This is a genomic window from Neglectibacter caecimuris (genome assembly GCF_034335015.1).
In the GTDB taxonomy this organism is placed as follows: domain Bacteria; phylum Bacillota; class Clostridia; order Oscillospirales; family Acutalibacteraceae; genus Acutalibacter; species Acutalibacter caecimuris_A.
In genome coordinates, this window is record NZ_JAWXXK010000003.1 from 535060 (window position 1) to 547641 (window position 12582).

Sequence of the window (12582 nt, forward strand, 5' to 3'; positions counted from 1 at the left end):
AGCATCTGTTACCTGCTCCCATTATAGCCGCTTTAGCACTGTAAAGCAATAGTTTTCTGACGGACATCGTAAATTTTTACGCCGTCCGCCGCCCGTCCCGCTCCAGTTCTGCTGTGTCAATGACCTCGCCCATTTCCGCTTTTTCCGCAAAGCTGCTGGACAGGTGATAGGTCACTCCGTCCATTTCCACATCAAGCCCCAGGTTCAAAAACACGCCCCGGCGCCCGCTGTATTCAAAGCCTGGGAGTTCCCCCGCCACTGTGATTTCCACTGGCCGTTTTTCCGTTTTCATGCGATACCTCCCATCCTCCGCAGAATGTCCACGGTGTTGCCCAGCGCACAATAAAGCGCCTCGCTGTCTGGATTTTTCATGCTGGACTTCGCCGCCATGCGGATCTCCCGCAGGGCAACCTCCACCTCTCGTGTGGTATACCCGGCTTGAACGGCGGCGATGGCAAGGCTGGCGAGATAGACGCAATCGGTACGGCCCAGCTTGTCCTGCACCGCCATTCTGCCGAGCTGTTCCAGAATGCCATCCCGCGATTTTACAGTGACGGCTGTTCTGTCCGCCTGCCATAAAACCTCACTGTTTGGGATTTCGGTATCCGCTACCGATAATAGATGGACGCCCTCATACATATACATCTTGTTCAGCGCTTGCCGCCTGCTGGGGGCGTATTCCTCGGTGATACGGGCGTCCAGTTTGGGCCTGCCCCGCTTGCGCCTGACTTTCTCCGTTTTGATTTTCTTCATTGTCTGGCCTCCTTTCAAAAACAAAAAAAGCAGATACAATAAGACCGACCCCAGCAAAAACGCTGTGGTTCGGTCTATGTATCTGCGTGAAAAATATGTGCAGTATTCAGTTCCACATTATGGTAGCACAAACGGATGTTCCTGTCAATGCCGTTGGGAAAAATTTTGTCGAGAGCTGGCGGACAGCACAGACTTTCGCTACTGGGCAAGCAGGGCGTTTGTATATACAAACGCTCAAAACCACGGTTCCCGGCGATGCCGGAAACCGCAGGTTTTGCTTGTTGGGAAGCATCCCAAGCCCTTTGAACAGCGTTTCACGCTGGCTGCGGCTCTGCGAGCCTGACGGATTTTTGAAAAATGCCGTTTTCCTTTATGGGGCAGTTTGTGATCATGCTGGTAAGCCAGCCTCGCCGTTTTATAAAAAATCTCCGCCGGGAATGGGAGAAAAAGCGCCGGAACGGTGCGTAGCCGCAGAATGAAATTCTGCGAAAAGGGGTTTGGGGGCCGTGCCACCAACAAGCAAAAACAGCTTTCTGGCGGTCACGCCGGAAAGCTGTTTTGGGCATTTGTGGGAACAAATGCACTGCTTGCCACTTTGGTGATAGTCTCTTACCGGGCTGGCTATGTGTTCGTTTTCCCGACGCGGATAACTCTGCCGAGTAAAACTTGCTTATACAAATATCTTCATCATTCATTACATAAAAAATCCATCAGTGTCAAAGAGATGATTAAGTTCTTCGCTGTTCTGTGCATGAGAAACTTTATCCCTAATGGCACTTTTCGACATATCCAATCGCTTGAATTTATAGGTCCCTGACGCCTGTTTCATCTGACGAATTAGTTGGATTCTGCCAAGTCCGGGATTTTGTCTTGCATATTCTGCAAATCCTTTTGCCTTACCAAGATTATCATCGAGGTCTGGACGGTGAGGTTCTAAAATGTCAATGACATATTTTGAAACAGGGTCTCTGCGCACAATGATAAAGTCCGGATATGCGGGTTTCATTTCCCCATCCATTTCGTAAGGGATGCAAAGAGACCATGCACCTCTGGAGGGATTACGAATAAAACAGACAAAGTCATCCTGCGCCTGTTCTTCTTCAAGTGTCCCGATTTCCCATGTGTTTAGCTTTAATATAGCAATTCCTGTTGCATCGCTGACAAATAAATGGTCTCGATACGCTTTTCCACCTGCTTCGTGTGGAACCTGAATTGTTTCCGGTAAGCGGAAATTGTGTTTGCTTACCACATCTCCATCAGACACGATGGTATCATATTGCCTGCGTACTTTCTCATCAACACTCGTTGCAATGCGGCGGCGGTAATCATCGTTCAAGCGGTGGAATCGCTGCTGAGCATAGGCGTGCAGTTTATTCATGCTATCTTCGTCGGCAACAAACAGAATAACATCCACCTTAAATCTGCCGGGATCATCCTCATCCATGTATTTATTTCCATAGACATTTCCGATGCCCTCATTGCCGAGTTTATTTTCCGCAATACGGAACTGCCTGTCCACATCTGTGTCCGTAGTTGTGAAAAGGTTATGTACATAGTAGTTGTCAACTGTTTCCCCAAATGCATCAAAAATTTGTGTTGCCAGCTTGAACTGCTTGACCTGTAACACAAGTTCATCGTATTCGCTACGGGTTTTCAAATTTTCCACATAGTCGTGAATCATATCTGCAATCTCGGATTGCACTTCTCTGATTGCCAAGCGATGCAGACCAGACATAGTAAGCAGGTGTGCCATTTTGAAAAGCGAGGTCAAGTAATTATTAATTCGCACAGCTCTAACATTGTAGGAGAGAAGACTCGCATCATTGATAAATTTCATGATCTCTTCGCGGTCAAACAAATCAACTGGGATTGTTTGATTTGCGCCATCTGCACTCGTATCTTCTGTAGAAGGTTCTGCCGCTGGAGCCGATATTCCATTGTCGGCTACTGGTATAGCACCAGTAGCTTGTGTATCGGAAGAAGGTTCAACTGTTGAATCACGATAAGGACTCTCAGCTATATTCAATGTTGAAGAACTTGTTTCACCAACAGTTTTTTCTGCTGCTGTTTCACCTTGATTTTGGGAATCTGTTATAGTAGCTCCATCTTGTTCTGTTGTGCCACCCAGAATATCAAGTGTAAGTTGTCCAGGCACATTGTTGTTTGGCCTTTTTCCACCAGGTCTGACCGTCAAAGTATCGTATCGCCTTTGATTGGGTGTCTCCCCATACACATCTGTTGGAATATCCCCGCCCTCTGCACTTTGCAAAGCATCTACGACATCTTTTACTGTTTCCTCATCAAAATACGGCAAAAACAGATGAACATCATTCAATACTTCATCTACTGTGATGTGCATTTGCATCGGCGTTCTGACCATTCTGCCGAGCAACTGTGCAATGTAGGTGGCATCGCTGGCGTGCTTGAAAGACATCATAGTTTCTGCCCTTGGGCAGTCCCACCCAGTGGAAAGATTCTCCTTAAAAAATACTACACGGATATTCCTGTCCTCGGAGATATCCGATGGTTCTACATAGCGCACATCCAGACCGCCTATCGTAATTGTCCCCTTTTCACCGAACGTATGCACAACTTGTCCGGCATCGAACCGAAAACCAGTACGCTCCTCGATTTTCTGCAAGCAGTCCTGTAAATCTGTATCTGTAAGTTTACCATTGCTACCGTTCAATACCTGTATAACAAAAACAGGGTTTACATAGGCATAGTGCTGTTCTTGGCAATACTGTGTCCAATGTTGCCATTTTTCTTGCCAATCATCAGCGGCGGCTTGCAAGATGGCCATATCCTTGTTTACGCTGCTTTCTTCCGGGTAAGTAATCACAATGCGGTCTTTCAGCAGGCCAGACGCCCGCACCTCATCCGCTGTGACAATGGACTTGTGTATAGTTGAGGAGGTTCCTTCTACCAGAGCATTAAAACGCTGGGTGGTGGCAGACATTCCGATTACCACTGGCATTGGAGGTATATGATCTTCTTCGCTCCCTTTCAAGAACTTTTGCATGATGGTTGTTGCTTTGCCGGCCTCTTTGCCTTGCATCCCACGATGCGCTTCATCAATAATAAAGTAGAGATGGTCGCTCTTTTTCCTTGCAGTATTCGCAATGGTCTGCCAAATCGTGTATGTGCGTCCATCTCCGTTTTTTGTAAGTTTAGATGTCTTTGACAGCTTCTGCGTGTTCAAGAAGTAAATATGTCCATCCTCGAAGAATTCCATATCAAAAGAATCCTCACTGACCGTCACGCACTGTCCAAGACGGATTTTATCTGCTTTGGCATCGATTTTTTGCTTGGACTGCTCATTCAGCTGCGGCGAGTCCGACAACCAAATTACAATGGCGTTCTGCTGTTCCATATAGGATTCATCCCCAAAGAAAATGCTTTCAATTAGGGATGCCATAATAATCGTTTTGCCCGCACCCGTGGGAGCCGTAAAGGAAACCACTTGCGGAGCGTGTGTTCTATGGTAACTGCCGAGGGCTTCTGCTGTTTTCAAGCGAATGTCGGCAAGCGCCCGTTTTTGAAATGGAAATAATTCTACTTTCATGTTTATCTCCCCGTGTTAATGCGGAAATTGTCCAAATAATCCCTGTAAAGCTGATAGCAGTCCTTCCCGTCATAGTTACGAATCATCTCACGGTAGGCCGTCTCCGAATCCGTCACAATGAATACCGTTTGAATTTCCAAGTGCTTGCGAATCTCATCATCAAACTCAGAATAGTAAGTTTCATCAATCAGAACCGCCATTTTGTTTTCTGGCATGAGCAACATAGGCGGCAGTTCCTCTGTATTCAAAGCCGGGCATCTTCCGATTGCTCCGCCCTTCATCCAGAGGACAGGCAGTAACTCCGCAAACTGTTTTCCGAGCACAACAGATGTCTTATCAAGAAAACTGAGCTTAAAAAAGGCGGCATTGGCCTTGAACCCGTCTGCCATGGGAATGTCGCTACCAATATAATTGCCCTTCAACGGGTTACCGTTTATATCGTGCCCTTCAATGCTGCACACTGTGCGCGGCCAGTTCACATATCGCGCAATGCCGAGTTTCTCCCATTCTTCATCCCCAGGTTGGTAGCCTTGTGCGGTTAGAGTCGTTGCTTCATCTGCTGAGACCTCATTATTTGTGACCATAATACAACGGCGATGTCCATCGTCTTCAGCATTGAGAAGATTGACCGCATGGAGCGTTGTACCAGAGCCAGAAAAGAAGTCAAGGATAAGAGCGTGAGGCTTGCCTTTCAATGAGAAATTTATACAATCATGTACGGCATAAAGCGACTTTGGAAAAGTGAATTTTTGACCACCAATAATATTTCGTAACATTGTAGAGCCATAAACACTTGCATCGTGTCTATCCCGTACCCATATTGTTCGAGGATTTTGAGCCGAGTCAAAATCTCCAGTTTTTTGCCTCACCATATAAGCTTCCGAGTCATCTATTCCGATAATTTCTAAAAGGCCATCTTCAATCTGTTCCATCTGTTTGTCTTTCAACATGACAATACTACATTGCTGAGTAGTCGCGTTAAATTGGCCGGCCTTAACACGATGTTCCGCCATTCGCTTTCTTAATGTATCTTGTCCTACTTGCCACCGCCCCTCGACATTATTTTTTCTCAACGGCCAGCAGATAACGGCACTGTCAGGAAGTGTTGATGGCCAAGGAATATTGTTGCGGTTTTCTTCCAAAGCAAGTGAATCTCCAACATACAAAATCCTATGAGTTTCCTTATCTACATAAATGGGATAAAACAAATTTGGTCTGTCAGAACGAAGTGCTGCCGTACCTCGACGGAGCAAGCTATTCCATATTGTTATAGTCTGCTCTGATTCGTCATCTTCATCTTTAGACAATAACATATTGTCATTAACTTGTTCAATTGAGTGATTTCCCATGAAAATGTAAAAGAAATATTCCCCCGCCCTGGAAAACTGCCCCGGCCTTGTAGACCCCTTTTTATTCGTCATTGCAGAAATCATCTGAATTCTGGCGTCCGAAAATATTTCCTCCAGCAGGCAGCCAAGATGCAGATATTCTTTTTCATCAATGGTAACAATTAAAACCGAGTCCTTCGGATTTAGCAGTTTTTTCGCCAAATAGAGGCGTTTCTTCATCATAGAAAGCCATTTACTATGCTGATACTGATCCCCCGGATCAACATAGTCATTGTTATATTTCCAGTCTTTCTGACGGCCATTATAGGGCGGATCAATGTAGATGCAGTCCACTTTTCCAGCATAGAGATATTCCAGTAACTGAAGGGCGTGGTAATTATCCGCCTCAATCAGCGTGTGCCACAGATTGCTGTCCGGCGCATTCTCGACCGTATCAATCGGCGTAAGTGTCGGGTAAATTGGCTCACCAAATTCCGCAACAACTACAATCTCGTCAAGCCTGAATGTTCTCTGCTCATGCGTTTCTCTGCGGTCACAGATCGCACTTTCACCATCAATATGCAGAACCGTGTAGATGTCGCTGACATACCCGGTTTTCAGTGCAACCTTGGAACCAACTTGAATCGGCATATTATAAAGCGGAGTACATTCCGGCAGATGTTCCTCAAACACAAGGCCGAACTTTTTCTGCTCGATTAGTTTATCAGTTTCTTGCAGAATCCGCTCACGGAGTACCGGGTCATCTATCTGCCGGATTAAATCCTGTAAAAGTGCCATCGCTTGCACCTCATTCTTCTGTTATCGTCTTTTCCTTTATGTGATACTGAATGCCATGTTCCTCACAGAAGGAAATGACCTCCGCTGCACATTTGTTATAAAAGGCCCTGTGTCCCTCATAGGAGCTTGCGGTCTTATTGTAATTTGTTCGTCCAAAAATGATACGGTCAACGAAACTCACGGCCTCCAGCAACTCATGCAAATCTTGCTCCGCCATATTTGGAGTTGGATATGGCTCCATACTTATCCACGTCTTACATCCAGCATCATGCAGTGCTTTCAATGCTTCCAATCGATCTTTATAGGGTGCTGCACCTGGTTCCATTTTCTTTCGATATTCTTCATCCAATGAGATAAGTGTTATGCCATACTCATTTTTGCCTGAGAACTCGGCCAGCAATATGGGAAGGATTCCTTTTGTTAGGACTGTGCATTTAATTCCGGCAGCATTCAGCTTTTTGATTGATGCGATTGCCATGTCCGCAATCTCTTGGTATCCATACATGAAAGGGTCAGTTGTGAAACACAGTTGTACGGACACAATCTTTCCCTTTAATCTCGGAATTTCGTTGTCAAGAAGTTCCAGCGTATTCGACACAAGCCTCGGACTGCACCAGTCTGCATAATCCTTTATTTGCCCAAAACGCTTTTTCTGTAAAAAGGCGTAGCAAGGAAACAGGCAACCATGCGAACAGCCCAGCACAAAATTCATTGTATAGTCTCCATACTCAACTCCAGTTTTATAGAGCATGGTCTTTCTTCCTATGTAACCAGCCACCTCACTCATAGACCATGTTTCCTTTCAAGAATGAAACGACGGTTTGCTTTTTCCCTGTTGTTGGATTTATGATTTGGCTAAATGTCGCTCCATATGTGTTTTTCAATTCGTCTCGAATTTCTTTCCTGAACCCTTCAGAGGGAAAAATAGGATGATAATCCAATAGACGCCATAATGAATCAAGCGGCACATTTGACTGTCCCACAAATGATTTTTGAAGATACTTGGCAATATCTGTCACAAAAAAGCACGACTCATCTGTTGCCGGAGCAAAGAAACCATCGTTATTAAAATCAAAAGTTAATTGGAGTTGATCACCATGTGTATCTTTCGTTGATGACTTCCCTCCAAACGTTTTCCATGCTACCTGTTTGTATAGCTTGAAACCTTCGATATTGCTGGTGCAATGAATTAAGCTGTACAGTTGAGAATTTTGCGTATTGTAGAATGGAAATGCCCCCACAAAATACCTGCGTTGTCCTTTTAGCACTTGTATGATTTCTTCCACTCGTTCTTCGTATGCCTTTTTCTCGCTGCCAAATGGAATTAATTTCTCAAAGTCAGTAAGATAGGTATTTGCGTATTTTTCCTTTGTAGCTTCCCGCCTTACCTGCGTGATTGCCCGTATTGTATCCGAAACCATGTGGTTAATCATGACCTCGCCCCAATTCCTCAAAAACGGGATAAGCACAGGCCAGTTGATAGACGCATCATACGGATCATAAAACAGAAAATAGTGCAGATGCTGACGGCCATACAGCTGAGGGCCTATCGTTTCTAAAAGTTCATCCCGGTCTTTAGCTGTTACAATGATTTTGAAATTTCCTTCGTCAACGGGAAGATGCTTTTTTAGTTCGTCCACTTTCTCTTGGGAATTATCGTTCAAATATATCTGAACTTGTTTCTGAGGATAGGTGTGGGCAACGTCAAGAAGGGCCTTAGCGGCCCGAACTGGTGTCCCTTCGACAGTTTCGCCGTTATATGTGTAAACACCACTATTACACATACAGTCGATAAACACCAATCCATAACAAGAGCTATTCAGCATCAGTTTTTGCGCCCATGCTTTTATGTACTCCTCTACCAGTTTGAATTTCATGATGGTGTGAGGACTTGCCTTGCTTATTATTTTACTATTGTTACTGCTTGCCATAAAATCCCTCACAATCTTCCTTTGATTTCATATTATCAAAATCAAATTCGCTATGTTGTTCAACAGCAATCGGGTAGAGGCACTTACTTGCGCTTGAGTAGTTAAACAATTCCATAATCTACTATACCACATAACACGACCAATTTCCAGAGTCCCCGGCAATTTTTCTCGTGTTTTCGGATATTCTGCTCATTTGTAACGAATAAAACACCATGAGGAGACTTGCCTTATAACAAGTTTCCTCATGGTGTTCACAGTCTCCTACTGGCGCATTTGCCGAGGCTTTGAAGCAGTTAGGCGTTGATTATCTCACTCCTGATGATTTCCTCGGCTCGGCCGACAATACTGTTCATAGCTTTGATCCACTCCCACTGCGACCGCCGCTTCAAGTCCTCGGTCACGCCCTCGGTAGCGGCCATCTGCTTGACGATAAGCTGGCAACGATTCTGCGCCTGCTCATTGAGGTCGGCAAGGTAGGAGTGCAGTTTGCCCATCAAAATCAGGTGGTTGAGCAGAAGCGGATTTGTTTTTTCCAAGTAAGCCCGGTGCATCCGTCCCCACTTTCCGATGGGGCGGTCATCGACCCACGGCAGTTCGATAGCCGGGATGTAGTAATCCACAGCAAGGACATAATCAAGTCCGTTTACTTCATCATGGATTCTCGGTTTCAATTCACTCATTGTGTTACCCTCCGTCATTTTTGGTAGCCGCTACCGTTAATATGGCATTCGGCACAAAACAGCTTTGTCGGAGGTAACAGGGATGCCATGTCCTGCGTGTAGTGTCATTCTTTATGAGAGGGTGGCATATCATAAATACGCGAAAGGCGGGACTCTTCGTTTTTCAGGGATTCCCGCTTTTTTGTTACTAATGCGTTTCAGTTCGCGGTAAAAAGCAAGTTGACATTTTGGCGGAATTGAACTATACTGAATATAAAAGCAAGGATGCTACCGGACAAACGGTTAGCACCCCTACATTTGGTTAAGAAGTAACCGCCTGAGCCGGGAAGCTATGGGGCGGTTACTTCTTTTTATTGGCCTGAAGGAACAGGGCAATAATGCCAACGATCAAAATACCCGTCTGAATGAGATCGGAATATGTAACCATTTGACAGCCCCCCCTTTCATAAGATCAGGGGACTAAGAAGCGCCCCCTTGAAAAAGCAGGGGGAACTAACCGCTTGCCGTTTATCGGTAGCACCAAAGACAGCATAGCATAAAAATTTTCAAAAAGCAATTCATTTTTAAATCAGTTCATAATCATTTTTAATTCTTTCAACGCTTTTTAATTATAACCCAGGTTTTCGGTATTTTCTGGATCCCCAAAGGTTTCAGAATCTCTTTCCAAAATCCGAAGTCCTTTCTAAACAACTAACCTCTAAGTTTCCTTCTCCATCTAACATCTAGAATCCAGCATCTAGTATCTGGCATGGCATGCGCAGAATCTTCCCGGCTCAATTTCCCGAAGGGCGGGCTTTTCCGTTTTGCAGCGCTCCATGCACTCCGGGCAGCGGGTATGAAAGGGGCAGCCAGAGGGTGGGTTTGCCGGGCTGGGGGGATCTCCGGAAAGAAGCGCCTGCTCCCCTTCGCCTTCCGCGGCCAGGGCCGCGGAAAACAGGGCCTGGGTATAAGGGTGCAGGGGGCGGCGGGAAAGGGCGCCGCTTTCCCCCAGCTCCACCAGGTTTCCCAGGTACATAACGCCGATGCGGTCGGACAAATAGGAAACCACATGCAGGTCGTGAGAGATGAACAGATACGTAAGCCCAAAGGCTTCCCGCAGCTCCGACAGCAGGTTCAAAACCTGGGCCTGCACGGAAACGTCCAAGGCGGAAACAGGCTCGTCGCACACCACGAAATCCGGCTCCAGGATCAGGGCCAGGGCAATGGCCACCCGCTGGCGCTGTCCGCCGGAAAGCTCATCGGGCCAGCGCTCCAGGCAGCCCTCCTCCAGCCCCACCGCCTTCAGCATGTGAAGGGCCTTTTCTCGCCGTTCCTCTTTGGTTTTTCCCAGCTTGTGGATCTTCAGCGGCTCCTCTAAAAGCCACCCGATGGTTTTTCCCGTATCGATGGAGGAATAGGGGTCCTGAAAGACGATCTGCGTGCGGCGGCACAGCTCCCGAAACCGTTTTTTGGAAGGGCGGGTCACATCTTCCCCTTCCAGCAGGATCTCCCCGGAGGTAGGCTCCAATAGATGCACCAGCATTTGCCCCAGGGTGGATTTTCCGCAGCCGGATTCCCCCACCAGGCCGAAAATTTCGCCCCGTTCTATTTCCAGGCTCAGGTCAGATACCGCCACCACACGGTTTTTCCCCTGCCGAAATTCCTTCGTCAGCCCCTTGATCTGTAAAAAGGGGATTCCGGTTTCCTTCTTCACAGGCCCCATTCCTCCTTCGCGTCAACGCAAAGCGCCATGCGCCCGTTTTTCTCCAGCCTGGGGGAAGAGCCCTTTTGGCATTGGGGCCTTCTCCTTTCGCAGCGGTTATAAAAGGGACAGCCCTCCCCGCCTCGCTCCTCCAGGGGCGGAACCGTACCGGGAATAGGGCGCAGCTTCTCCCCCCGCTTGGAAAGAGAGGGAAGAGACGCCACCAGCCCCTTGGTATAGGGGTGGATCGGCTGAGAAAGCACCTGCTCTACCGGGCCGCTTTCCACCACCCACCCGGCATACAGGATATACACCCGGCGGCACATGCGCCGGATCACGCCCAGGTCGTGAGAGATCAGCAGCACCGCCGTGCCCATTTCCCGGTTCATGCGCCGGATCAGCTCCAGGATCTGGGCCTGGATCGTCACGTCCAGAGCGGTGGTGGGCTCGTCCGCAAGAAGCAGGGACGGGCGGTTCAAAAGAGCCATGGCGATCATCACCCGCTGGCGCATGCCGCCGGAAAGCCGGTGGGGATATTCCTCATAGAGCCGCCGGACGTCCGGCAGGCCCACCTGCTCCATCATAGAAAGAGCCTTTTCCTTTGCCTCCTGCCGGGAAGCCCCATGGATCCGGGCGGCTTCCGCGATCTGACTGCCCACCTTCATCAGGGGGTTCAGGGCAGTCATGGGCTCCTGAAAGATCATGGAAAGCTCTTTCCCGCGAAGGCGGCTTCGCTGTTCCTCGCTCAGGCTGAAAAGCTCCGTTCCCTGAAAGCGTATTTTCCCGTGGGAGAGCCTGGCGTTTTCCGGCTGCAGGCCGGCGATGGTCAGGGCGGTCACGGTTTTGCCGCAGCCGGATTCCCCCACCAGCCCTACCAGCTCTCCCGGCTCCACCTGAAGACTCACTTCCTTCACGGCAGGGCAGTAACCGGCGGAACGCCCCGCCGGAAATTCCACCGTCAGCTTTTCCACGGCAAGCACAGGGGGCTTGCTAAGCACCGGAGGTTTTCTAGTCATGGCCGATCACCTCCTGCAAGCCGTCTCCCATCAGGTTAAAGCCCATGACCAGCAGGGTAATGGCAACAGCGGGCACCAGCACATACCACCCCGCCTGAAGAATACTGGCCTGAGCCTCGCTGAGCATTTTTCCGAAGCTTGGCGTAGGGGGCTGAATGCCCAGGCCCAGATAGCTGAGCCCCGCTTCGCTCATGACCGCCCCGGCAAAGCTCAGAGAACAGGTAACGATCAGATCCGGCGCCACATGGGGCAGGATATGCCGGAACAGAATTCTGCCGTCTCCCGCGCCCCGCACTCTGGCGGCCTTTACAAATTCCGCCTCCCGGTATTTGAGAAAGCCGCTTCTGGTGATCCTCGAAAACCTGGGAATGGCCATGATCCCCAAGGCCAGGGCCATATTTCCCAGGCCCACGCCAAACACGGCGATGAGCATTAAGGCAAGCAGCACGCCGGGGAAGGCCATCTGCACATCGATGAGCTTCATCACAAGCTCGTCCAGCCTGCCGCCGTAATAGCCGGAGAGCATCCCGATCAGGCCGCCGGTCACAAACCCGGCCGCCACCGCCAGAGCGCCGATCAAAAAGGAATAGCGCGCGCCTTCCATCATTCTGCTTAAAATATCCCGCCCGAACTGGTCAGTTCCCAAAGGGTGGGCGGCTGAAAAAAACTGCAATTTGTTTGTCAGCTCCATGGCGTCGGGATCATAGGGCATCCAGAAAAAACCCGCCAGCATCAAAAGAAGCATCAGGGCCACCATGCAGGCCCCGGCCACAAAGCTTTTTCTGTGCCAGCACCGCTTCCACAGCTCTGAAAATCTCAAGGGCCCTCCC

At 48.5% G+C, this 12582-nt stretch carries 10 protein-coding genes; all 10 read right to left on the reverse strand.

The features are described 5' to 3' along the window. Window positions 1–76: 76 nt before the first annotated feature. Window positions 77–292 (reverse strand): hypothetical protein, encoded by a 216-nt coding sequence (locus U8T64_RS05550; protein ID WP_322181738.1) that lies wholly within the window; start codon window positions 290–292, stop codon window positions 77–79. Then, window positions 289–753, reverse strand: coding sequence for a hypothetical protein (locus U8T64_RS05555; protein WP_322181740.1), 465 nt, complete (start codon window positions 751–753; stop codon window positions 289–291). The genes U8T64_RS05550 and U8T64_RS05555 overlap by 4 nt, the downstream gene beginning before the upstream one ends. A gap of 694 nt (window positions 754–1447) precedes the next feature. After that, window positions 1448–4318, reverse strand: a complete 2871-nt coding sequence (locus tag U8T64_RS05560) for a DEAD/DEAH box helicase (RefSeq protein WP_322181742.1) — start codon at window positions 4316–4318, stop codon at window positions 1448–1450. Between the two features lie 2 nt (window positions 4319–4320). Then, window positions 4321–6444 (reverse strand): site-specific DNA-methyltransferase, encoded by a 2124-nt coding sequence (locus U8T64_RS05565; RefSeq protein WP_322181744.1) that lies wholly within the window; start codon window positions 6442–6444, stop codon window positions 4321–4323. Window positions 6445–6454: 10 nt separating this feature from the next. Beyond that, complete coding sequence (locus U8T64_RS05570) at window positions 6455–7231, reverse strand: radical SAM protein (RefSeq protein WP_322181745.1); 777 nt, start codon at window positions 7229–7231, stop codon at window positions 6455–6457. Next, window positions 7224–8375 carry a three-Cys-motif partner protein TcmP gene (tcmP, locus tag U8T64_RS05575; protein WP_322181746.1) on the reverse strand — a complete coding sequence of 384 codons (1152 nt, stop codon included), beginning with the start codon at window positions 8373–8375 and terminating at the stop codon, window positions 7224–7226. The genes U8T64_RS05570 and tcmP overlap by 8 nt, the downstream gene beginning before the upstream one ends. Window positions 8376–8668: 293 nt before the next feature. Further along, window positions 8669–9055 carry a TnpV protein gene (locus tag U8T64_RS05580; protein WP_322181748.1) on the reverse strand — a complete coding sequence of 129 codons (387 nt, stop codon included), beginning with the start codon at window positions 9053–9055 and terminating at the stop codon, window positions 8669–8671. A gap of 736 nt (window positions 9056–9791) precedes the next feature. Next, complete coding sequence (locus U8T64_RS05585) at window positions 9792–10757, reverse strand: ABC transporter ATP-binding protein (protein WP_322181750.1); 966 nt, start codon at window positions 10755–10757, stop codon at window positions 9792–9794. Beyond that, window positions 10745–11752, reverse strand: coding sequence for an ABC transporter ATP-binding protein (locus U8T64_RS05590; RefSeq protein WP_322181752.1), 1008 nt, complete (start codon window positions 11750–11752; stop codon window positions 10745–10747). Before U8T64_RS05590 ends, U8T64_RS05585 begins: the two co-directional genes overlap by 13 nt. After that, window positions 11745–12572 (reverse strand): ABC transporter permease, encoded by an 828-nt coding sequence (locus tag U8T64_RS05595; protein WP_322181754.1) that lies wholly within the window; start codon window positions 12570–12572, stop codon window positions 11745–11747. The genes U8T64_RS05590 and U8T64_RS05595 overlap by 8 nt, the downstream gene beginning before the upstream one ends. Window positions 12573–12582: the final 10 nt, after the last annotated feature.